This is a genomic window from Micromonospora vulcania (genome assembly GCF_042658605.1).
In the GTDB taxonomy this organism is placed as follows: Bacteria; Actinomycetota; Actinomycetes; order Mycobacteriales; family Micromonosporaceae; genus Micromonospora; species Micromonospora vulcania.
The window spans coordinates 249,962-272,989 of sequence record NZ_JBHSQS010000001.1; the positions used below are offsets into that span (position 1 = coordinate 249,962).

16 protein-coding genes and 1 riboswitch are annotated in these 23,028 nt (G+C 72.4%); of the genes, 13 read left to right on the forward strand and 3 right to left on the reverse strand.

Going from position 1 to position 23,028, the window contains the following annotated elements; all coding sequences use genetic code 11:
- Positions 1–92: 92 nt before the first annotated feature.
- The 3 genes from ACFQGL_RS01285 to truA all read left to right on the forward strand — a co-directional run bounded on the left by ACFQGL_RS01285 (position 93) and on the right by truA (position 2,605).
- Entirely contained in the window at positions 93–1,115 is a 1,023-nt protein-coding gene (locus tag ACFQGL_RS01285; RefSeq protein ID WP_334630091.1) for a DNA-directed RNA polymerase subunit alpha, read from the forward strand.
- Positions 1,116–1,149: 34 nt separating this feature from the next.
- Positions 1,150–1,707, forward strand: a complete 558-nt coding sequence (rplQ, locus tag ACFQGL_RS01290; RefSeq protein WP_377504084.1) for a 50S ribosomal protein L17 — start codon at positions 1,150–1,152, stop codon at positions 1,705–1,707.
- A gap of 67 nt (positions 1,708–1,774) precedes the next feature.
- Positions 1,775–2,605, forward strand: coding sequence for a tRNA pseudouridine(38-40) synthase TruA (gene truA / locus ACFQGL_RS01295; RefSeq protein ID WP_377504086.1), 831 nt, complete (start codon positions 1,775–1,777; stop codon positions 2,603–2,605).
- Between the two features lie 28 nt (positions 2,606–2,633).
- On the opposite strand, the gene ACFQGL_RS01300 is transcribed toward truA, so the two are convergent.
- Positions 2,634–3,647 (reverse strand): hypothetical protein, encoded by a 1,014-nt coding sequence (locus ACFQGL_RS01300; protein ID WP_377504088.1) that lies wholly within the window; start codon positions 3,645–3,647, stop codon positions 2,634–2,636.
- A gap of 138 nt (positions 3,648–3,785) precedes the next feature.
- Here ACFQGL_RS01300 and ACFQGL_RS01305 point away from each other — a divergent pair, with 138 nt between their 5' ends.
- From ACFQGL_RS01305 to ACFQGL_RS01315, 3 genes are all read left to right on the forward strand, one after another.
- Positions 3,786–4,391, forward strand: coding sequence for a class I SAM-dependent methyltransferase (locus ACFQGL_RS01305; protein ID WP_377504090.1), 606 nt, complete (start codon positions 3,786–3,788; stop codon positions 4,389–4,391).
- Between the two features lie 40 nt (positions 4,392–4,431).
- Positions 4,432–6,111 carry an ABC-F family ATP-binding cassette domain-containing protein gene (locus tag ACFQGL_RS01310; protein ID WP_377504092.1) on the forward strand — a complete coding sequence of 560 codons (1,680 nt, stop codon included), beginning with the start codon at positions 4,432–4,434 and terminating at the stop codon, positions 6,109–6,111.
- Positions 6,112–6,192: 81 nt separating this feature from the next.
- Entirely contained in the window at positions 6,193–7,155 is a 963-nt protein-coding gene (locus ACFQGL_RS01315) for an aldo/keto reductase (RefSeq protein WP_377504094.1), read from the forward strand.
- 63 nt (positions 7,156–7,218) lie between these two features.
- Here the strand turns inward: ACFQGL_RS01315 and ACFQGL_RS01320 are convergent, their stop codons facing one another.
- Complete coding sequence (locus tag ACFQGL_RS01320) at positions 7,219–13,083, reverse strand: ThuA domain-containing protein (protein ID WP_377504096.1); 5,865 nt, start codon at positions 13,081–13,083, stop codon at positions 7,219–7,221.
- A 311-nt stretch (positions 13,084–13,394) separates the two neighbouring features.
- Positions 13,395–13,504: riboswitch (TPP riboswitch) on the forward strand.
- On the opposite strand from ACFQGL_RS01320, the gene thiE reads away from it, so the two are divergent.
- From thiE to thiC, 7 genes are all read left to right on the forward strand, one after another.
- On the forward strand, positions 13,499–14,125 hold the full coding sequence (gene thiE, locus ACFQGL_RS01325) for a thiamine phosphate synthase (protein ID WP_377504098.1): 627 nt from the start codon (positions 13,499–13,501) through the stop codon (positions 14,123–14,125). (Overlaps the previous riboswitch by 6 nt.)
- The gene (gene thiO, locus ACFQGL_RS01330; RefSeq protein ID WP_377504100.1) at positions 14,119–15,285 is read left to right on the forward strand and encodes a glycine oxidase ThiO; all 1,167 of its coding nucleotides are present in this window, start codon (positions 14,119–14,121) and stop codon (positions 15,283–15,285) included. Before thiE ends, thiO begins: the two co-directional genes overlap by 7 nt.
- Positions 15,276–15,476 (forward strand): sulfur carrier protein ThiS, encoded by a 201-nt coding sequence (thiS, locus tag ACFQGL_RS01335; protein WP_377504102.1) that lies wholly within the window; start codon positions 15,276–15,278, stop codon positions 15,474–15,476. The genes thiO and thiS overlap by 10 nt, the downstream gene beginning before the upstream one ends.
- Positions 15,473–16,252 (forward strand): thiazole synthase, encoded by a 780-nt coding sequence (locus ACFQGL_RS01340; RefSeq protein ID WP_377504104.1) that lies wholly within the window; start codon positions 15,473–15,475, stop codon positions 16,250–16,252. Before thiS ends, ACFQGL_RS01340 begins: the two co-directional genes overlap by 4 nt.
- Positions 16,253–16,338: 86 nt before the next feature.
- Positions 16,339–17,001, forward strand: a complete 663-nt coding sequence (locus ACFQGL_RS01345) for a thiamine phosphate synthase (RefSeq protein WP_377504669.1) — start codon at positions 16,339–16,341, stop codon at positions 16,999–17,001.
- Positions 16,998–17,783: a bifunctional hydroxymethylpyrimidine kinase/phosphomethylpyrimidine kinase gene (gene thiD, locus ACFQGL_RS01350; RefSeq protein ID WP_377504106.1), complete on the forward strand. Its 786-nt coding sequence runs from the start codon at positions 16,998–17,000 to the stop codon at positions 17,781–17,783. Before ACFQGL_RS01345 ends, thiD begins: the two co-directional genes overlap by 4 nt.
- A 17-nt stretch (positions 17,784–17,800) precedes the next feature.
- Positions 17,801–19,393 carry a phosphomethylpyrimidine synthase ThiC gene (thiC, locus tag ACFQGL_RS01355; RefSeq protein WP_377504108.1) on the forward strand — a complete coding sequence of 531 codons (1,593 nt, stop codon included), beginning with the start codon at positions 17,801–17,803 and terminating at the stop codon, positions 19,391–19,393.
- A gap of 147 nt (positions 19,394–19,540) precedes the next feature.
- Here thiC and ACFQGL_RS01360 read toward each other — a convergent pair whose 3' ends face one another.
- Positions 19,541–23,026: a hypothetical protein gene (locus ACFQGL_RS01360; protein ID WP_377504109.1), complete on the reverse strand. Its 3,486-nt coding sequence runs from the start codon at positions 23,024–23,026 to the stop codon at positions 19,541–19,543.
- Positions 23,027–23,028: the final 2 nt, after the last annotated feature.

Genomic DNA, 23,028 nt, shown 5'->3' on the forward strand with positions numbered 1-23,028 from the left:
TCGTTGCGGTGGCCCGTCCTGCGGGGCGGGCCACCGGAACAGTTTGTGTCGTGGGCGTCAAATAGCGGGCGCCCCGGAAGAGAAGAGACAACATGCTCATCAGCCAGCGACCCTCCCTCTCCGAGGAGTCGATCAACGAGACCCGGTCGCGGTTCGCCATCGAGCCGCTCGAGCCGGGCTTCGGCTACACCCTGGGCAACTCGCTGCGGCGCACGCTGCTGTCGTCGATCCCGGGTGCGGCGGTCACCTCGATCAAGATCGACGGCGTGCTGCACGAGTTCACCACGATCCCCGGTGTCAAGGAGGACGTGGTCGAGCTCGTCATGAACATCAAGGAGCTGTGCGTCAGCTCCGAGCACGACGAGCCGGTCAGCATGTACCTGCGCAAGCAGGGCCCGGGCGACGTGACCGCGGGTGACATCCAGCCGCCGGCCGGCGTCTCGGTGCACAACCCGGATCTCAAGCTCGCCACCCTGAACGGCAAGGGCCGGCTCGACATGGAGCTGACCGTCGAGCGGGGCCGGGGTTACGTGACGGCTGCGCAGAACAAGCAGTCCGGCGCGGAGATCGGCCGGATCCCGGTCGACTCGATCTACTCGCCGGTGCTCAAGGTGACCTACCGCGTCGAGGCGACCCGTGTCGAGCAGCGCACCGACTTCGACCGGCTGATCATCGACGTCGAGACCAAGCCGTCGATGGGTCCGCGTACCGCGCTGGCCTCCGCCGGCTCGACGCTGGTCGAGCTGTTCGGGCTGGCCCGGGAGCTGGACGAGACCGCCGAGGGTATCGACATCGGCCCGTCTCCGCAGGACGCCCAGCTGGCGGCGGACCTGGCCCTCCCGATCGAGGAGCTGGACCTCACCGTCCGCTCCTACAACTGCCTCAAGCGCGAGGGCATCAACACCGTTGGTGAGCTCATCGGGCGTACCGAGGCCGACCTCCTCGACATCCGCAACTTCGGGCAGAAGTCGATCGACGAGGTCAAGATGAAGCTCGCCGGGATGGGTCTCGGGCTGAAGGATTCGGCCCCGAACTTCGACCCGGCGCACGTCGTGGACACCTTCGGTGAGGGCGACTACGACACCGACGACTACCGCGAGACCGAGCAGCTCTAGTCGGCGCTGCCGCCACAACTGAGGAGCACCAAAAATGCCCACGCCCACCAAGGGCCCCCGCCTCGGCGGCAGCCCCTCGCACGAGCGGCTGATGCTGGCGAACCTGGCCACCGCGCTGTTCCAGCACGGCAAGATCCAGACCACCGAGACGAAGGCCCGGCGGCTCCGTCCGTTGGCCGAGCAGCTCATCACCAAGGCCAAGCGCGGCGACCTTGCCGCGCGTCGGCGGGTGCTGGGCGTCGTCAAGGACAAGGACGTGGTCTACGCCCTGTTCGACCAGATCGCGCCGCGGTACTCCAACCGCCCCGGCGGTTACACCCGGATCGTGAAGACCGGTCCGCGCAAGGGTGACAACGCGCCGATGGCGATCATCGAGCTGGTGGAGGAGCTTCAGGTCGCCGAGCCCAAGGTGAACAAGAAGACCGCCGCCCGCAAGGCCGCGCAGCAGGACAAGGTCGAGGCGCTCGCCCCGGCCGACGAGGCCCCGCAGTCGGCCCAGGCCGACCAGGACTCCGAGGCGCCGGTGTCGGCGTCCGGTGACACCGACGCCGCCCGCGAGGACAGCGACGAGGCCACCGAGAACAAGGCCTGATCAAGGGCTACGTCGGGCCCGGCACCCCATCGGGGTGTCGGGCCCGACCCATAACTGGAGGTACGAGGTGGACGAGCGGATCCGGCTGCGGCTGGACGTCTCGTACGACGGCACCGGCTTCTCCGGCTGGGCCGCCCAGCCGACCCGGCGTACGGTCGCCGGGGTGCTCGTCGAGACCCTGGACCTGGTCCTCGGTGCCGGTACGGCCACCGGGTTGACCGTGGCCGGGCGGACCGACGCGGGTGTGCACGCCACTGGGCAGGTCTGTCACCTGGACCTGCCGGTGGACGTGTGGCGGCAGCACGAGGGGCGGCTGCTGCGCCGACTGGCCCGGCTGCTCCCCACCGACGTGCGAGTGCTCGCGATCACCGAGGTGCCGGCCGACTTCGACGCCCGGTTCTCGGCCACCTTCCGGCGCTACGAGTACCGGGTCACCGACGCCGCGTACGGCGCGGAGCCGCTGCGCCGGCACGAGGTGCTGGCCTGGCCGAGGCCACTGGAGTTGGCCGCCCTGAACGCCGCCGCCGCCGGCCTGGTCGGGGAACACGACTTCGCCGCGTACTGCCGGCGCAAGGAGCACGCCACCACGCTGCGCGAGGTGACCAGGCTCAACTGGCGTCGCGACCCGGACGGCATTCTGGTGGCCACCGTGCAGGCCGACGCGTTCTGCCAGGCGATGGTCCGCAGCCTGGTGGGGGCAATGCTGGTGGCCGGGGACGGCCGCCGCCCGGTGGAGTGGCCGGGCAGCCTGCTCACCCGCCGGGAGCGGTCCAGCGAGGTGACCGTCGCGCCGGCGCACGGGCTGACCCTGGTCGCGGTGGGCTACCCGGCCGACCCGACCGAGTACGCCCGCCGCGCTGACCTCACCCGCCGCCTACGGGTCCCGGTCGAGGGTTGACCTCCGAGGGACCTCACCGGTCGTGAGGTCAGTCGCCCGGGATCGTGTCGTCGCCGTTCTGGGTTCCGGTGGTCTCGGTCGGCGGCGCCGTCGGTTGTCCGGCCGTGCCGCCGTCCACCCGCCGTTGCAGCACGCCCCGGCTGAGGTGCAGCTCGATCATGTCGAACAGGATTTCGCGGATCTTGGTGTCGCCGGACTTGACGGCCGCACCGTCGGCGCGAACCACCAGCGCGAACGCCAGGTAGTGGCCGCGGACCTGCCAGCCGACCCGGGCCGGCGCGGTGGTCACCGCGTCGGCGTCGTCGCCAGCCTCCAGGCCCCGGAACCGGCCCTGCCGCTCGTCGAGCAGGGGCCGGATCCGGTCCCTGGCCCGTTCCGCGCTGACCTTGTCGGTGAGGTTGAACAACCCGGTGGTGACCAGGTGGTCGCCGTCCGGGGTGCGCAGCGTCGCCCGGACGACCTGGTTGCAGCCGAGCCGGACCAGCAGGTCGCCCACCTCACCGGTGGCGGCGACGGCGCAACTGCCGCTGGAGTGCGTCTTGAGCACCTGGTAGCCCGGCTGGCCGTCGGCAATCTTCAGTTCCCTGCCGGGGAACAGTTCCTTGGCGGTGAGCGGAGCCTGATCGGTGTCCCGCGAGTCGAGGTCCTGCCGCTCCGCGGGTGCGGACGGAGCGGCGTTCGGCTGGTACGTCGGGGCGGTCTGCGGCTGCTGCGGGTCGCGATCGGTCAGCAGCGCGGCAGCTCCGAGCCCACAGAGCGCGAGCAGGACGAGGACCGCCGCGCCGCCGATCAGCACCTGCCAGAGTCGGCCGCCACCACGTCCGGCGGGTGACTCGATCGGCTGCGCCGAGGTGTAGATCTGGTCGCGTGGCGCGGCGACCGGAACCTCGGTGCGGGCCGGCTGCGGCTCGGACGACGGCAGTACGAGTCTGTTCGGCCGAGGCAGTGACGGGGCCGGGAAGCGCGACGGTGACGGCCCGGCCGGCGGGAGCGGCCCGGCGTCGAGCGGGGCCAGGTCGGACCCGGGCTCCGGGTACTCCATGAAAGCGTCCTCATCGGACTCGTACCGATACACCATGTCGCCTAGAGTAGGAGCCATTGTCCCTTTAGGGGGTAATAATGGGAAATGTGCGCGTGGGCCGTGTCGTGACGTGCCCGGGGCGATGCGAGAATTGCCGGCGTGACCGGCGACCACTACTTCACCGCTCAGCCCGCCAGCGACGCCCCGCCGCGCGAGGTCGAGTTCTCCGTCGCCGACCGCGACTACCGGCTCGTCTCAGCCGGCGGGGTCTTCTCCGCCAGCCGCCTGGATCCGGGCACGGCGGTCCTGCTGCGCAAGGCCGAGCTGCCTGTCGCCGGCACGACCGGCGACCTGCTCGACCTCGGCTGCGGGTTCGGGCCGATCGCCTGCGTACTGGCCGACAGGGCGCCGGCGAGCACCGTCTGGGCGGTCGACGTCAACGCCCGCGCCCGCGAGCTGACCGCCGCCAACGCGGCCCGGGTCGGCGCCGGCGAGCGGGTCCGGGTCGCCGCGCCGGACGACGTACCGGCCGAGGTCAGCTTCGCCCAGCTCTGGTCCAACCCGCCGATCCGGATCGGCAAGGACGGGCTGCACGACCTGCTGCTGCGCTGGTTGCCCCGGCTCGCCCCGGACGGCGTGGCCTGGCTGGTGATCGCCCGGCACCTCGGTGGCGACTCGTTGCACCGCTGGCTCGTCGACCAGGGCTGGCAGGTCGATCGGCACGCGAGCCAGAAGGGCTTCCGGGTGCTGCGGGTCACCCGGTAATTGGATATCCCCCCGGCTCTCGCTGGGGCAGGATCCCGGCGTGGGATACGTGGACGTGGCAGCGGTCGGGCACATCCTGCCCGACGGTCGGGAACTCTTCGCCGACGTGTCGTTCCGGGTCGGGGAGGGCGGCAAGGTCGCCCTGGTCGGGCCGAACGGCGCGGGTAAGACGACGCTGCTGCGGATGGTCGCCGGTGACCTGCCGGTGCGTACCGGCGCCGTCGCGCGGGCCGGCGGACTGGGCGTGATGCGCCAGTTCATCGGCATGATCGGCGACGAGTCGACGCTGGCCGACCTGGCGCTGTCGCTGGCACCGCCACCGCTGCGCGAGGCCGGCCGGCAGCTCCGCGAGACCGAGGCGGCCATGCGTGCGGCCGAGGTCCGCGGCAAGTACAGCACCGCCGCCGGCAAGGCCCAGCTGGCGTACGCCGACGCGCTCGCCGCCTGGGGCGAGGCCGGCGGGTACGACGCCGAAGTGCTCTTCGACACCGTCGCCATCATCGTGCTCGACCTGCCCTGGGACTCGGTTCGGGACCGACCGGTCCGTACCCTCTCCGGCGGCCAGCAGAAGCGCTTCGCGCTGGAGCTGTTGCTGCGCGGCCCGGACGAGGTGCTGCTGCTCGACGAGCCGGACAACTTCCTCGACGTGCCCGGCAAGCGCTGGCTGGAGGCGCGGCTGCGCGAGTCGACCAAGTCGGTGCTCTACGTCTCGCACGACCGTGAGCTGCTGGCACAGACCGCCGATCGGGTGGTCGCCGTGGAGGGTGGCAGCGCCTGGGTGCACCCGGGCGGCTTCGCCAGCTGGCACTCCGCGCGGGTGGCCCGGCATGCCCGGCTCGACGAGCTGCGCCGACGCTGGGACGAGGAGCACCAGAAGCTGCGCGAGCTGATGCTGATGTACAAGCAGAAGGCGGCGTACAACGACGGGTTGGCCTCCCGGTACCAGGCCGCGCAGACCCGGCTGCGCAAGTTCGAGGAGGCCGGGCCGCCGCCCGTACCGCCGAAGGACCAGGACATCCGGATGCGGCTGACCGGCGGGCGGACCGGCAAGCGCGCGGTCATCTGCGACCAGCTTGAGCTCGACGGCCTGACCTACCCCTTCGACCTGGAGATCTGGTACGGCGACCGGGTGGCGGTGCTCGGTGCCAACGGCACCGGCAAGTCGCACTTCCTGCGGCTGCTGGCCCGGGGCGGCACCGACCCGGACCCGGCCAACGGGCCGGTCGACGGGGCCGGCGCGCTCGCCCCGGTGGCGCACGACGGCACGGCACGGCTCGGCGCCCGGGTCCGCCCGGGGCACTTCTCGCAGACCCACGACCGGCCGGAGCTGACGTCGAAGACGCTGGTCGAGATCCTCTGGCGGGGTGACGAGCACCGGACCGGCATGGACCGGCACACGGCGATGGGGGTGCTCAGTCGGTACGAGCTGGCCGGGCAGGGTGACCAGCGGTTCGGCACCCTCTCCGGTGGGCAGCAGGCGCGGTTCCTGGTGCTGCTGCTGGAGCTGTCCGGGGCGACCCTGCTGCTGCTCGACGAGCCGACCGACAACCTCGACCTGGCCAGCGCCGAGGCGCTGGAGGCGGGCCTGAACGCGTTCGAGGGGACGGTGGTCGCCGTCACCCACGACCGCTGGTTCACCCGCTCCTTCGACCGGTTCGTGCTGTTCCGCGGGGACAGCGAGGTGGTGGAGACCCCGGAGCCGGTCTGGGACGTCGGCTGAGTGCAAGATCTTTAAATGCAAGGAAGGGCCCCTTACTAACGCCTGGCGTTAGTAAGGGGCCCTTCCTTGCACAGGCATAGGGTGGATCTCGTGACTGAGATGACCTATCGCCGGCTGGGCGACTCCGGGCTCGTGGTGTCCGTGGTCGGCATCGGCTGCAACAACTTTGGCCGCAAGCTCGACCTCGACGGCACCCGCGCGGTGGTGGACGCCGCCCTGGACGCCGGAATCAACCTGTTCGACACCGCCGACATCTACGGCGAGCCGCAGGGCGGCTCTGAGGAACTGCTCGGGCAGGCGCTCAAGGGCCGCCGGGACGACGTGGTGGTGGCCACCAAGTTCGGCATGGACATGAACGGCGCGAACGGGCCGGACCACGGCGCGCGGGGCGCGCGGCGCTACATCGCCCGGGCGGTGGAGGCGTCGCTGCGCCGACTCGACACCGACCACATCGACCTCTACCAGATGCACGAGCCCGACCCGGGCACCCCGATCGACGAGACGCTGGCCGCGCTCGACGACCTGGTCCGCGACGGCAAGGTGCGCTACCTGGGCAACTCCAACTTCACCGGCTGGCAGATCGCCGACGCGGACTGGGTCGCCTCGTCCAACGGCCGGGCCCGTTTCATCAGCGCCCAGAACCACTACAGCCTGCTGGAGCGCTCCGTGGAGACCGAGGTGATCCCGGCCTGCGAGCGGTTCGGCCTCGGCATGCTGCCGTTCTTCCCGCTCGCCAACGGCCTGCTCACCGGCAAGTACAAGCGCGAGGAGCAGCCGCCGGCCGGCAGCCGGCTCGCCGGTGGTGGCCGGTACGCGGAACGGCTCGCCGCGGCCAACTGGGACACCATCGAGGCGATCGAGGCGTACGCGGCTGAGCGGGGGCTCTCGGTGCTCCAGGTGGCGATCGGCGGGCTGGCAGCCCAGCCCGCGGTGACCTCGGTGATCGCCGGTGCCACCACGCCCGAGCAGGTGCACGCCAACGCCGCTGCCGGCACCTGGGAGCCCACCGACGAGGACCTGACGGCGCTGCGCGAGATCCTCTGATCCGTCCGTTCGGAGGGAGGCCCCTCCCCGGCGCCGGAGCGTCGGGGAGGGGCCTCGTCCGGATCAGAGCTGGCGACCGGGAGCGAGCCGGGTGGCATCGCCACCGAGCCGTCCGGTGCCCTTGACCGGTTTGTCGTCGTTCGCCCGTACACCGGCCTTGCTGGCCGTGCCGCCGAGCCGGACGATCATGGCGTCGGCGTCCCGGATCAGGACGTCCCGGATCTCGGCCTCCGGCACCAGGGTGGCGTTGGCGGCGAGCGCCCGGAACGCGGTCAACTGCTTGATCGCCTGCGCGTCCTTGCCGGATGCCTCGGCCTTGCGAGCCGCGTCGAGCTTCGCCGTCAACTGCTTGTGCGCGTTGGCCGAGAGCCGCCCCGTCGCCTTGAACCGGTCCAGCAGGTTCTGCATGTCCCGGAACGAGGTGGTGACGAAGAACCGGACCGCCGAGGTGGTCTTGTTGCCCGCCTTGTCGGTCGCGGTGACGGTCAGCTCGTGCAGGCCGAGCGGTAGCTCGTACATGGCCTGCAGGGTGCCGCTGACGTACGGACGGCCGTCCAGGTCGCCGACCACGGACGCGATGCCCGAGGTCGGGTCGACCGCCTGCCAGGACACCCGGACGTCCTGGCTGTCCCCGTAGAGCTGGCCGTCGGCGATCCCGGACACCAGCAGCGTCGGCTTGGTGCCGTCGATCCGCAGCACCGCCGACTTGAGCGTCTCGGCGTTGCCCGCCTTGTCGGTGGCCCGGAACAGCAGCTCGTGCTGCCCGTCGCCGGTCACCTCGACCGGCGTCGAGTACGGAGTCCACGCGCCACCGTCCAGCGACCACTCCACGGTCCCGACCCCGGACCCGCCATCGGTCGAGGTCAGCACGACCGGGATGGTCCCGTTGTGCCAGCCGGCGTCGTTCGCGGGGGCGAACGTCGCCGAGGTGACCGGTGCCGTCGCGTCGATCTTGACCGCGACGCTCTTGGTCGACTCCACGTTGCCCGCCTCGTCCGACGAGCGGAACCGCAGTTCGTGCTCGCCGTCTCCGCTGACCGTCACCGGGCCGGTGTAGTCCGTCCAGGTGGTGGCACCGTCGAGCTGGTACGCCGTGCCGGCCAACCCACTGCCGCCGGCCTCGTCGGCACCGGTCAGGGTGACCGTCACCGGCCCGGTGTACCAACCACCGGTCGGGGTGCCGGAGACCGCCGCGGTGGTCACCGGGGCGGTCTGGTCGGCCGCCGTGGTGGTGAGCCGGAAGTAGTCGAACGCGGCGGTCTTCGAGGCGGTCTGGTTGGCGCCGAGGGTGAAGAGCCCGATCTTCGGGGTGGCCCCGACCGCGGCGTTGGTGAGCGCCGTCAACGCGGTCCAGGTCGTCCCGTCGGCCGAGTACGACGCGGTGAAGGTGTCGCCGCTGCGGGCCAGCCGCAGATGCCACACCGCGGCGGTCAGGTTGCCCGCCTCCGGCTGCGGGTTCTGGACCACCCCGCCGATCTCGCTGCGGAACTCGATCCGCCGCACCACCGGCTGGCCGGCCTGGTTGTCCGCGATGTAGTCGAACTTCAGGTAGTTGTCGTCGTCCGCCTGCACGATCAGGCCGGCCTGCTGGTACTGCTCGTTCAGCAGGCTGCCGTCGACCTTCGTCTCCAGGGTCCAGTCGCCGCTCGGCGCGGTCTGCAGGATGAAGTTCTTCGGCCCGGTGTTGTCGGTGCCGTAGATGTCGCCGTTGGGCACGTCGACCCGCAGCGCGCCACCGGTGACCCGGTAGCCGGTCGGGTCCTCCCGCATGATCGCGTTCCACCGGCACTTGTCCAGCGTGTCACCGGTGAACTCGTCCGTCGGGTTCACCGGTCCGGCCGGGGCGTCCGGCGAGATCTGGAACCAGTCGAACGTCGCGTCGACCACCGGCGCCTCGGTGCCGCCGTTGAGCGCGAAGAGCCCGATCTTCGGGTTGGTGATGCCGGCCAGCTCGGCCGAGCGGCCGACCGGGGCGAAGGTCTGCCCGTCGGCCGAGACGGCCGCCGTCAGGGTCGTCCCGTCGCTGGCGATCCGCAGGTACAGCGTGTCACCGGCCGGCGCGGCGACGTTGTCGGCCGCCTCGTTGCGGGGCGTGCCGGACGCCTCCCGGATGAACTCCACCCGTCGGCTGCCCGAGTAGAGCAGGTCCAGCTTGGCGTAGTTGTCGTCGTCGCCGTACACCAGCAGGCCGGCCTGCTGGTAGTTGGTCGTGACCGGCAGGGTGACCCGGGTGGTCACCTGCCAGGCGCCGGTCGGTGCCGGCTGGAGTACCAGGTTGGTGGCGTCGTTGCGGGCGCCGTACAGGTCACCCACCGCGGTGGGCAGCCGCAACGCGCCGCCGGACACCGAGTAGAGCTGGTTCTCCCGGACCACGTTGGTCCAGCGGGCCTTGTCGAGGCTGGTACCGGTGAAGTCGTCCGAGCGCGCCCCGAAGCAGGACGTGTTCGGCGCTTCCACCCGCACCGGCACCGCGGCGTACGACTTGGCACCCTTGCTGTCGGTCACCGTGAGGGTGGCGGTGAAGGTGCCGGGGCTGGTGTAGGTATGGTTGGCGTCCAGGGTGGTCGCCGTACCTCCGTCACCGAAGTCCCAGGCGTACGTCAGCGGGGTGTCCCCCTCGGCGTCGGTGGCCGTGCCGTCGAACGCGACGGTGACCGGCGCGGTGCCGGTGGCCGGCGTGGCGGTGGCGCTCACCACCGGCGGCGCGTTCTCCGTGACGCCGCGGCCGAGGAAGTCCATCCAGTTGACGTTGAACAGCGAACCCGCGCCGCCGTTCGGGTCCCGGGCCACGAAGTACAGCGTGCCGCTCCCGGCGCCGGTCACCGGCGCGGTCACGTCCGTGTACGTCTGCCATCCGCCGGTGCCGGGCACGGTGGCCGAGGCGACCAGCGGGCCGTCGACCGCACCGGCGCGGACCTCGATCCGGCCTCCGGCGACGTCCGATGCGGCCCGGAACCGGATGTCGGTGATGTTGGTCAGGTCCGCCGGGGCGAGCGACCACCAGTCGCCGTCCTCGATGAAGCCGATGTTCTGGCCGCCGCCGGCGGTGTCGGAGCTGGTCTCCCGCTGCACGCCGGCGTCTCCGCCGCCGGTCGCCACCGGTGCCCGCCCGGTGGCGGTGAAGAACTCGGCCTGCTTGCGCTTGGGCTGCAACTGCTCGATCGCCCGTCCGGTGAGCGGACCGGCTCCGCCGGTGCCGCCCTGGTCGGTGTAGGTGGCCTCGAAGACGGCGAACACGTTCGCCTCGGCGCCGTGCCCGGAGGCGAGCGACGTCTGGACGGTGCCGGTGCAGCCGGTGTGCTGCTCCAGCGGGTGGGCGTGCTCGTCGTGGCCGAGCAGCACCTGCAGCTGGACCCGGTCACAGTCGATCTGCCCGTCCTCCGGGTCGGTCACCTTGACCGTGTAACGGACCTGGTCACCCCAGTCGAAGAAGCCGCCGTTCGGCGGGAACTCGATGGTCACCGTCGGCGCGGTGTTGCCCACGGTGACCGGCACGTTCGCCACCGCGGTACGCCCCTTCGGGTTGGTCACGGTGAGCTGGGCGTTGAAGCTGCCCGCCGTCGCGTAGGTGTGCGTCGGGTTCGCCTCGGTCGAGGTCTGCCCGTCGCCGAAGGCCCAGGCGTAGGTGAGCGTGCCACCGTCCGGGTCCCGGGAGCCCGCGCTGGAGAAGGCCACCGTCAGCGGTGCCGGCCCGGAGGTCGGGTCGGCCGCCGCCACGGCGATCGGCGCGCGTTCACCGGCGATGTAGTCGATCCGGTAGATGCCCGAGTCGTCGTTGTTGCCGCCGAAGCCGGTGCCCCACTCGATCAGGTAGAGCGCGCCGTCCGGGCCGAACTCGAAGTCCATCGGCCGGATCAGGCTCATCCCGGTGAGCAGTTGGTTGATGTCCACCAACGACTTGCCGTCGGCGGTCACCTGCATGGTGTACATCTTCGACTGGTTCCACTCGCCGAAGAGCGCCTTGCCGTCGTAGTACGCGGGCCACTTGCGGTCCGAGGCGAGGTCGGCGTCGTACCGGTAGACCGGCCCGGCCATCGGGGCACCACCCCCGCCGATCTCGGGGAAGAGCGGGTTGCCGCTGTAGTCGTAGTCGACGGTCGCCGGGATGACCGGCGGCAGGTCGGTGAGGCCCGTGTTGTTGGGCGAGTTGTTCACCGGCGCCGCGCAGTCGAACTTCGGCCCGCTCGGGCCGGAGGGGAACGGGTAGTCGTTGTAGGCGTAGTTCGCCCCGGTGCAGTACGGCCAGCCGTAGTTGCCGGGGGTCCCGACGATGTTCCACTCCACCGTGCCCTCGGGACCACGGTTGGGGTTGGCCGCGGAGGCGTCCGGCCCGTAGTCGCCGACGTAGAGGGTGTTGGTGCCGGGGTCGATGCCGATCCGGAACGGGTTCCGGAAGCCCATCGCGTAGATCTCCGGCCGGGTCTTCGCGGTCCCCGCCGGGAAGAGGTTGCCGGCCGGAACGGTGTACGTCCCGTCGTCCTCCGGGTGGATCCGGATCACCTTGCCGCGCAGGTCGTTGGTGTTGCCGGAGGTGCGCTGCGCGTCGAAGTCCTGCCGGCCCGGGCGCTCGTCGATCGGGGTGAACGCGTCCGACTCGAACGGGTTGGTGTTGTCCCCGGTGGCCAGGTAGAGGTTTCCGTTCCCGTCGAACGTCATGCTGCCGCCGGCGTGGCAGCAGGTGTTGCGCTGGGTGTCGACGCGCAGTACCTGCTTCTCGCTGGCCAGGTCGACGGTGTCGCCGGTCACGGTGAAGCGGGACAGCAGGTTGCGCGTCACGCCGTCGTTCGGGGCGTAGTAGAGATAGACCCAGTGGTTGGTGGCGAAGTCCGGGTCGAGCCGGAGACCGATCAGGCCGTCCTCGTTCCCGGTGAAGACATCCAGGTCGGCGGCGGTGACGGTGCTGCCGGTGTCCGGCTTGACGATCTGCACCCGGCCGTCGCGCTCGACGTAGAAGACCCGCCCGTCCGGGGCGATGTCCAGCTCCATCGGGTTGCTGGTGTTGCTGTCCAGCGTGACCTTCTCGAAGCTGGCGGTCTTCGAGGCGCCGCAGTCGGCGTCCGCGACGCCTGCGGCGGTCCGGATGCCGCCGAGCAGGTGGCCGAGGAACTGGGGATCGGCGTACGACTCCGGGGTGTGCCCGCCACCGGTGTACCAGGAGCGGCCACCGTCGAAGTCCTGACACCAGGAGGTCGGGTGGTCGGCGCCCATCGCACCGGTGCCCGGGGCATAGCTGGTCTCGTCGAGGCTGGCCAGCACGTGCACGTCCGGCCGGGGGTTGGTCCGGAAGTTGTACCACTCGTCGAACCGGGACCAGCGGTCCGGCAGGCCGGTCGTGGACGGGTGGGCGTGGTCCTCCACCTTGACCGTGGCCTGCTGGTTCGCCGGGTGGCTGTTGAAGTATGCGCCGACCAGGTCGCCGTACCAGGCCCAGCTGTACTCGGTGTCGGAGGCGGCGTGGATACCGACGTAACCGCCGCCGGCACGCACGTAGCGCTCGAACGCGGCCTGCTGCTCGGCGTCCAGGACGTCACCCGTGGTGGAGAGCCAGATCACCGCTCGGTACTTCGCCAGGTTGGCGTCGGTGAATGCGGCCCCGTCCTCGGAACTGTCGACGGTGAATCCGTTGGTCGCGCCGAGCTGTTGGATCGCGGCGAGGCCGGCGGGGATGGAGTCGTGCCGGAAACCGGCGGTCTTGGAGAAGACCAGGACGGAGAAGGGATCGTCGGCGGCCTGGGGCAGTGCCCGCTCGGCCGGGGCGGCCTGCACGACCGCGGGCGCGGCCTGCGCGGCCTGCGCGGCCTGCGCGGCCGGCGCGGCCGGGACGGCCTGTGCGGCCTGTGCGGGCGCGCCGAACAGGGTCGTCGCGGCGAGGGTCAGGGAGAGCAGGGTCGCGGTGAGGGGTACGCGGGCACGACGAGATTGGGACACGCCGCCTCCTATGTCGCGGTGGACAGGATCGCGGGGGCCGGCTCGCCGAAGACCGTCCCAGATGGAGCCGGCGGAACACCGTGCCAGGGTGTCCACACCGGCATTTTGTCGAATCGCTGAACAAATTAATTCGGCTGGATCAATGTCCGGCAAGATGCCGGCGGGTAACGGTTCTGCAACAGCGGGCGACAAAATCGAACAGGACCACATCAAGCGCCCAGCGGCCGTCGTCGCCCGGCACGGTCCGGGGTGGAGACGGTCGTCGCCGACCCCGCCTTGGCAGGCCGACGGATCTGTCGTACGGTGACACGCAAGTAACCCACGGGAGCCCGGTGTACCGGGCTGAGAGGGGGGCTGACAGCCCCCGACCGTCGAACCTGATCCGGGTAATGCCGGCGCAGGGAGGAGAGTTGCCGTGCCGTCCCTGGGACGACTGCATCTGATCACCGACACCCGACCCGGGCGGGATCCGCTCACCGTGGTCCGGGCCGCCCTTGCGGTGGCCCGTACCGACCTGGTGGTGCAGGTCCGGGTGGAGGACTCCGCCACCGACCGCGAGGCGTACGACCTGGCCCTACGGGTGCTGGCGCTGTGCGCGCCGTACGGGGCGAGTTGCCTGGTCAACGACCGGCTGCACGTGGCGCTGGCGGTCGACGCCGCAGGCGGGCACGTGGGAGCCGACGACCTGCCGGTCGCCGCCGCCCGCCGGGTGCTCGGGCCCACTGGCGTGCTGGGAGCCACCGCCCGCGCGCCGCAGACGGCGGCCGAGGCGGTCGCCGTCGGAGCCAACTACCTGGGCGTGGGACCGTGCCACGCCACCAGCACCAAATCCGGGCTGCCGGACCCGATCGGCCCTGCGGGGGTACGCGCGGTCAGCGGTGCCGTCGACGTGCCGGTGATCGCGATCGGTGGAGTGACCGCCGCGCGGGTACCGGCGCTGCTGGCCGCCGGGGCGTACGGGGTGGCGGTGGTGGGCGCGATCTCCGGTGCCGCCGACCCGTCCCGGGCGACCGCCGAGTTGCTCGGCGCGCTGACGTGTTAGGAGGGGTCCCTTCCTCTACAAAATCCGCTAACAAGGAGCCCTTCCTTGCGGACGTCGCGGTGGTGGGGGCGGGGCCGATCGGGCTGGCGGTCGCCTGGCGGTGCGCGGCCCGGGGGTTGCGGGTGACCGTGCACGATTCGGCACCCGGGTCCGGGGCGTCGGCGGTGGCCGCCGGCATGCTCTCCCCGGTCGCCGAGGCGTACTTCGGCGAGCGGCAGCTCACCGAACTGCTCGTCGCGTCGGCCGCCCGCTGGCCGGCGTTCGCCGCCGAGCTGACCGAGGCGGCCGGTGCCGAGATCGGCTACCGGACCGAGGGCACCCTGCTGGTGGGGCTGACCGGCGACGACCTGGCCGAGGCGAGCCGGCTCCTCGCGTACCAGCAGGGTTTGGGTCTGCCGGTGACCCCGCTGCGCCCCACGGAGCTGCGCGACCGTGAGCCGGCGCTCGCACCGAGGGTGCGCGGCGGCGCGTTCTCGCCCACCGATCACCAGGTCGACCCGCGGCGGTTGGTGCCGGCGCTGCACACGGCCGCGCGGCGGGCGGGCGCGGTCTTCGTGCCGCAGGCGGTCCGGCGGCTGTCCGAAGTGGACGCCGGGATCACCGTGGTCGCCGCCGGTTGCGGTGCCGCGGCCCTCACCGGCCTGCCTGTGCGGCCGGTGAAGGGCCAGATCCTCCGGCTGCGCGCGCCCGGTGGCGTCGCGCCGGGCTTCCGGCACGTGATCCGCGGGTACGCCGACGGCGAGTCGGTCTACCTGGTGCCCCGCGCGGACGGCGAGGTGGTGCTCGGCGCGACGGTCGAGGAGCGGGCGGACACCACGGTCACCGCCGGGGCGGTGCTGCGGCTGCTGCGCGCCGGCGTCGACCTGCTCCCCGAGCTGGCCGAGTACGACCTGGTCGAGACCATCGCCGGATTGCGCCCGGGCACTCCGGACAACGCGCCCATCCTCGGGCCGCTGCCCGGTCGGCCGGACGTGCTCGTCGCCACCGGGCACCACCGGCACGGCATCGTGCTCGCCCCGGTCACCGCCGACCTGATCGCCGACCTGGTGATCAGCGGCGTACCCGACCCGCTGCTCGCGCCCTTCCGGCCGGACCGATTCACCGGTGTGCCGGATGGTGGCGGACCTGATCGAACGACCGAGGGGGACCGGTGGAGTTGACGGTGAACGGGGCTGGACGCGACGTGCCGGGTGGCGCATCGGTGGCCGACCTGGTCCGCGACATCGTCCCGCAGCAGCGCGGGGTGGCGGTCGCGGTCAACGGCGAGGTGGTGCCCCGGGCCGGTTGGCCGGTCACACTGCTGCGCGACGGCGACCGGGTCGAGGTGCTCACCGCGGCGCAGGGCGGGTGAGCGGCGTGCCGTTCGAGCTGGGCGGGGTGACGTTCACCTCGCGGCTGATCCTCGGCACCGGTGGTGCCGCCAACCTGCACGTGCTGGAGCAGGCGATCCGGGCGTCCGGCACCGAGCTGGTCACCCTCGCGCTGCGCCGAGTGGGTACCGCCCCGGGCTCGGCCGGTGGACTGCTGGATCTGCTGGACCGGTGCGGGGTACGGCTGCTGCCGAACACCGCCGGCTGCCACACCGCCACCGAGGCGGTGAAGGTGGCCCGCCTGGCCAGGGACGCGTTCGACACCGACTGGATCAAGCTGGAGGTGATCGGCGACGAGCGGACCCTCCTGCCCGACGGGGTCGAGCTGCTCCGTGCCGCCGAGGAGTTGGTCGCGGACGGTTTCACGGTGCTGCCGTACACCAGTGACGATCCGGTGCTCGCCCGGCGACTGGCGGACGTGGGCTGCGCCGCGGTGATGCCGGCCGGCGCACCGATCGGGTCGGGGCTCGGAATCGGCAACCCGCACCACATCAGACTGATCCGGCAGGGCGTGGACGTGCCGGTGATCCTGGACGCCGGCATCGGTACCGCGTCCGACGCGACCCTGGCCATGGAGTTGGGCTGTGACGCGGTGCTGCTGGCCAGCGCGGTCACCCGGGCCGCCGACCCGGTGGCGATGGCCAACGCCATGCGGTACGCGGTCGAGGCGGGCCGGCTGGCCGCCGGTGCCGGCCGGATCGCCCGCCGTTTCCACGCCCTCGCGTCCACTCCCGACGAGGGAAGACCCGACCTGTGATCCCGCCGTCGGGTGTCGTGCCAGCCGCTGTAGATCTTGGAAGCGATCGGCCCCTGGAGGGGCTCGAATCTTCCAAGATCCCTGCGGTGCCTTCGGGTGTTGTCGTTCTGACGGATCGGGTTTCCGCGCGGGGTGCGCTGGAGCGGGTTGTGGTCGGGGTTGTGGCTGGGGGTGTGCGGTGGGTGGTCTTGCGGGAGAAGGACCTGCCCCGCGCTGAGCGCCTCGCCCTCGCCACCGAGCTGCGCGCGATCCTCGCCGATGTCGGCGGAACCCTCATCGTCGCCGGCCCCGACCCGCTCGGCGGCGACGCCGTCCACCTGCCCGCCGCCGGACCGTACCCGCCGCCGTCCCTCGCGCTGGTCGGCCGCTCCTGCCACGACGAGGCCGAGCTGGGCCGCCTGACCACCGAGCACTACGTGACCCTCTCCCCGGTCTATCCAACAAGATCAAAGCCCGGCTACGGCCCACCCCTGCGCCCCGACGGGCTGCAGAGGCTGATCCACAGCAGCCCAGTGCCCGTGCTGGCGCTAGGGGGAGTGGAAACCCCAGACCAGGTCACCGCTTGCGTCGGGGCGGGAGCCACCGGAGTGGCGGTTCTGGGCGCCCTGATGCGAGCAGACGACCCCACCGAACTTGCGACCACCCTGTGCCGAGCCTTCAGAAAGGCGTCCACCCCGATGACGGCAGACCGGCGCGGACCGACGGAGCTCTCGCAGCCCTCAAGGGCAACCACCGGAGGCCAGGCATGACACCGAGCACAGTGCTGACCATCGCCGGCTCGGACTCCGGCGGCGGTGCCGGCATCCAGGCCGACCTCAAGGTCTTCGCGGCACTCGGGGCGTACGGCACCAGCGTCCTCACCGCGGTCACCGCACAGAACACCCGGGGCGTCGACGCCGTCCTGCCGCTGCCTCCGCGCACGGTCACCGAACAGCTGGACAGCGTCCTTCTCGACTTCACCGTGTCCGCGGTCAAGACGGGGATGCTCGGCACCCCCGCCGTCGCCGACGCGGTGGCCGACGCCGCCCGGGACGGCCGGTTGCCCCACCTCGTCGTCGACCCGGTGCTGGTCGCCACCAGTGGTCACCGGCTCGGCGTGGTGGGCGCGGTCGAGCGGCTGCTCCCGTACGCCAGGGTGGCGACGCCGAACTGCGCGGAGGCCGCAGCCATCACCGGACGCCCGGTGGACGACCTGGCCGGGATGGTCGCCGCCGCGGAGGCTCTCGCGGCCGGCGGCCCGGAGTACGTGGTGGTCACCGGCGGTGACCTGGGCGGGGACGAGGCGGTCGACGTGCTGCACGGCGGCGGCGTCAGCACCCTGCTGCGCGCGCCCCGGGTGGACACCCGGCACACCCACGGCACCGGGTGCTCGTTCTCGGCGGCGATCGCCGTGCGGCTCGCGCTGGGCGATCCGGTGCCGGCGGCGGTCGGGGCCGCCAAGGAGTACGTGCTCCGCGCGCTGACCGGCGCGCGGGGTTGGGAGCTGGGCGCGGGCCGTGGGCCGCTGGACCACTTCGGCTGGTCCGCTTGATCACCAGGGAGGCTGTCATGCACGCACGAGGCAAGGTGTACGTCGAGGGCTCGCGACCGGACGTCCGGGTGCCGTTCGCCGAGGTGGCGCTGACCGGCGACCATCCGCCGGTACGGCTGTACGACACGTCCGGCCCCGGCTCGGACCCGGAGGTGGGGCTGCCGCCGCTGCGTGGGCCGTGGATCGCCGAGCGGGGTGACGTGGCACCGGTGCGTGGCGCGGGCACGCCGCTGGCCGGGGTGGCCGGTCGACGCCCCACCCAGCTCGCCTACGCGCGGGCGGGTGTGGTGACGCCGGAGATGGAGTTCGTGGCGATCCGGGAGAACGTCGACCCGGAGCTCGTCCGGACCGAGATCGCCGCCGGGCGGGCGGTGCTGCCGCTCAACGTCAACCACCCGGAGTGCGAGCCGGCAATCATCGGCAAGGCGTTCCTGGTCAAGGTGAACGCCAACATCGGCACCTCGGCGGTCAGCTCGTCGGTCGCCGAGGAGGTGGAGAAGCTGACCTGGGCGACCCGCTGGGGTGCGGACACCGTCATGGACCTGTCCACCGGCAAGCGGATCCACGAGACCCGGGAGGCGATCGTGCGGAACTCGCCGGTGCCGATCGGGACGGTGCCGATCTACCAGGCGCTGGAGAAGGTCGGCGGCGATCCGGTGAAGCTGAGCTGGGAGGTCTTCCGGGACACCGTGATCGAGCAGGCCGAGCAGGGCGTGGACTACATGACCGTGCACGCGGGGGTGCTGCTGCCGTACGTGCCGCTGGCGGTGGACCGGGTCACCGGGATCGTGTCCCGAGGCGGCTCGATCATGGCGGCGTGGTGCCTGGCGCACCACGAGGAGAACTTCCTCTACACCAACTTCGCCGAGCTGTGTGCGCTGCTGGCCCGGTACGACGTGACCTTCTCCCTCGGCGACGGGCTGCGGCCCGGCTCGATCGCGGACGCCAACGACGAGGCGCAGTTCGCTGAGCTGCGTACCCTCGGCGAGTTGACCACGATCGCCTGGGAGCACGACGTACAGGTGATGATCGAGGGCCCGGGGCACGTGCCGATGCACAAGATCAAGGAGAACGTGGACCTCCAGCAGGAGTGGTGCCACGAGGCGCCGTTCTACACGCTCGGCCCGCTGACCACCGACATCGCGCCGGCGTACGACCACATCACGTCGGCGATCGGCGCCGCCATGATCGGCATGTTCGGCACCGCCATGCTCTGCTACGTCACCCCGAAGGAACACCTCGGCCTGCCGGACCGGGACGACGTGAAGGCGGGCGTGATCGCGTACAAGATCGCGGCGCACGCGGCGGACCTGGCCAAGGGGCACCCCGGCGCGCAGGAGTGGGACGACGCGCTGTCGAAGGCACGGTTCGAGTTCCGCTGGGAGGACCAGTTCAACCTGTCGCTGGACCCGGAGACGGCCCGCTCGTACCACGACGCCACGCTCCCCGCCGAGCCCGCGAAGACGGCGCACTTCTGCTCGATGTGCGGCCCGAAGTTCTGCTCCATGAAGATCACTCAAGAGCTCAAGGAGTACGCGGCCCGCGGCATGAAGGACAAGTCGACGGAGTTCGTCTCCGGCGGCAGCCGGGTCTACCTGCCGCTGGCCTGATCTGCGGCAGACCTGACCTGCGGCCGGCCCTCTTCCGGGTGATCGACTCGGGTTCACTGATGTCGCGGTGTCCACGTGTGTGGGACCGCCCGACGTCGAGGAGCCCGAGCCGATCGGAGCCCGTGGGGCGGCGGGTCGGAGGCGAGGTCAGTCGCGGTGGTGGCGGCCGGTGGCGCGCAGTGAGCGGCGGCCGTTCTCCTGCTCCGGCTCGTTGTCCGCCACCGGCTTGCTGAGGCCGGCGACCCAGTCGACGTACTCCTCGTCCGGAGACGGCATCGGTTCCGGCGCGGCCGTCTCGTCCCGGCTCTCCTCGTCGACCCGAGGTCGGTTGCGCCGGAACAGGCCGAGCCGACCGCGCCGGGATGGCTGCTCGGCGTCGTCCTTCGCCGTCGAAGCGGACCGTTCGCCGTCGGTGCGCGTCCGGCTTTCGGCGTCGGTGCCGGTGCCGGTGCCGGTGCCGGTGCCGGTGAAAGTGTCGGTGTCGGTGTCGGTGGCAACCTCGGCGGTGGTGCCGCCCTGCTCCGGCACCACCGGAGGCGCCGGGGTGGCCGGTTCCGGCGAGGCGGGCTCGGTGCTCTGGTCCGTCGTGCGGGCCGCACGTCGCCACCGGGCGGTGGCCCGGCCCAACGGGCTGGGGCGTCCGGCCGGCGTGGCTGGCTCCGCCGGACCCGTCGGGCTCGCCGGGTCGGCGGGACTCGCGAAATCGGCGGGACTCGCCACGTCGGCCGGAGCCACCTGGTCGGTGGGAGTCGTCGACTCGCTGGTCCCGGCCGACTCGGTCGACGCCGGCCAGGAGGTGGCTGACGAACTGTCCTGCAGCTCAGCGGACCGGGGGTTGGTACGGCGCGTGGTGCCGAAGGCGTCCCAGGTGGCGGCCCGGCTCAGGTCCGGCAGTGGTGCCCGGTGGCGGGGCCGGGGCGTCCACTCGGTCGGCTCTGCCGACTCGGTCGGTGCGTCCGCTGCCGTGGCCCCGGTGTCGGCGGTCTGCGGCGTAGCTCTCCACCCCGAAGTGGCCGGCCAGGCCGACGGGGCGGGCGTCCACCGGCCGGCCTCCGGGTCATCCGATACCGCCACCTCGAACAGCGGACCGGTGGTGCGGCCCGCCGCCGAGAACCGTCCGGTGTCGGTGGCCGGGTCGGTCCCGGCCGCAATGTCGGCTGCGGAATCGGTGACCTGGCCGCTGGTGGTGGCCGTGGAACCGGCGGTCCGCTCCCCGGCGGCCACGGGTGCGCTGGCCGGGCCGCCGGTAGCGGCTGCGGATTCGGTGGCCTGTTCGGCGGTGGCGGCCGGCCGCGGGGCAGTCGGATCGCTGGCGACGGCCGGGGTGGTCCTGCCGCTGCGCCCGGCCCCGGAGGCTGACGTCCCCTCGGACACGTCGGTAGCCCCGGTGCCGTCGGTGGCCTTACCGGGCCTGGTGGCCTTTCTGCCTCGGCCGGTGGTCGTGCCAGCGACGAGGTCGGCGCCGGAGGTCGCGGCACCGGCCTCGGTCGTAGCACCGGCCTCGGTCGCGGCGTCCGACGGGCTGTCGGCTGCGGGCGGGGCGGAATCGGCGCGTGGGTGCGGGGCACCGGCCGGTGCGGGGGAGCGCGATGCTCTGGCGGTCGAACTCGGCGCGGCGTTCGGCGCGACCCCACTGACGTCGCCGGCCACGGCTGATCCGGGGGAGCCGGTCGCAGTGCCGGTGGGGCCGGCCACGGTGTCGGCCGGTGCGGTCGTGTCGGTCACCTTGTCGGCCGGTGCGGTGGTGTCGTCCGGGTCAGTGGAGGCGGCGGTGCCCTTGGACGGTGGCGCGGTCACGGACGGCGGCGCGGCCTTGGACGGTGGCGCGGCCTCGGCCTGCGGCGCGGCCTCGGCCTGCGGCGCGGCCTTGGCCTGCGGCGCGGCCTCGGCTTGCGGCGTCTCCTCGACTGCGGTCGCCGTGGTGTCGGTCAGGGTGGACTTCGACTTGCGGGTCCGGCGCGGCCTGGGCGCCGCTGACGTTGTCGCGGGGCCGGTGGCGGTGTCGCTGCTCGTCACGGGGCCGTCGGTCGGCTGCGCCGTGCCGGTGGCCGCCGCCGCGATGTCGGTTGGGCCATCACCATCACCATCACCGTCGCCCGTCGGGCCGGCGGTTGCGGCCTGCCCGGCGGTTGCGGCCTGCCCGGCGGCGTTGGTCGTCGGGGCGGAACCGCTGGTGTCGCCGGTGCTGACCGTGGAGCCGCCCCGGGCCGAGCGGACCGCGTCGGAGGCGGCCCGCCGGGTGCTGGCGGCCGGTCGGATGGCCTCGGTCGGCTCGGTCGCCTCGTGGGCGGTGCTGGCCGACGCCGGCTCGGTGTCCGCGGTGCCGCGCCGGGCGCGCGAGCCGGAGCTGCCCGCCGGACCGGGCTCGGCGACGGGGGAGGCCGTGGGTTGGTCGTCCTGGTCCGGGGTGGTCGAGGTCCGGCTGTGCCCGGCGGTGAACTCGCCGGTCGGGTCGGTGAGCCAGGTCGGCTCGACCGGGTCACGACCACCGGTACGGCGGCGCGGCCCGTGCACCGGGGTCGGGTCGGCAGCGGCCGGGCCGTGTTGGCCACTCGCCGTGGTCGTCGGCCAGTCCCAGTGTGCCGGGGCGGTGCGGATGGCACCGGTGTCGCCAACGGCGGGTACGCCCTGCCCGGTGCCCGTCAGCTCGGCGCCGCCCAGCTCACCGGTGGTGTCCTGGCTGCCGGTCGCTGTCGCCGAGCCGGTGCCCGGTAGGGCCGGGCCGGTGGGCAGCGGGCGCAGGATGTCGGTGGGCGTGATCGCCTGCGGGTCGGCGGCAGGTGTCCGGACCGGCCAACGCAGCAGTGCGGCGGCGGCAGCTCCGAGTGCGCCGGCGACGACGCCGATCAGCGCGCCGTAGTACGGGGTGGTCTGGTAGCGGTCCACCGCGTCGCCGGGACCGGCGGTCAGGTACGCGAATGCCACCAGAACCGGGCCGGCGACCCCGGTGAGCCCGCTGACCAGCGGGACCTGGCCCCGCCAGCGGGCCAGCCCAGCGGTCGCCGCACCGGCGAGCAGTGCCGCGATGGGCAGCAGGAGCAGTGCCAGTTGCTGTGCCGCGTCCCGGTCCAGCCAGCTCGGCTCCAGTACGCCGAGCCGGACCGTGGGCAATGGGCCGGTCATGCCGAGCGACGGCAGCACGGAGATCAGCGCCAGCAGCCAGACGACGCCGGCCACGGCCGCCATGTTCCAGCCCAGCTCGGGTCGGAGCAGGACGGCGATTGCCGCGCCGGCCCCGACCACCGCGCCCAGTACGGCGCAGATGCCGACCGCCCAGACCGGGTCGACGGAGATCAACTCGGCCGCACGGGCGGGCTGCATGCAGAGCGGGGCTACCGCCGTGGCGCCGAGCGCGGCGGCACCCCCGATGGCCAACTGCAGGCCGGTGCCGATGGGTACGGCGTCGCGGCGTGCCAGGCGTCCGGTCAGGACGGCGCTGGCCACGGCCGCGTTCGCGGCGAACCAGCCCACCCAGACGAGCTGTGCCGGCCACTGGTTGACGGTCGTGCCGGTGAAGGCGCCGGTGAGCCGGACGATGCCGAAGCCGTACGCGACGCCGAGCTGGCCGGCTCCGGCCAGCACGCTCACCCCGAGCGCCGTGAGCAGCAGTCTGCCCCAGGTCCGAAAGGCCATGT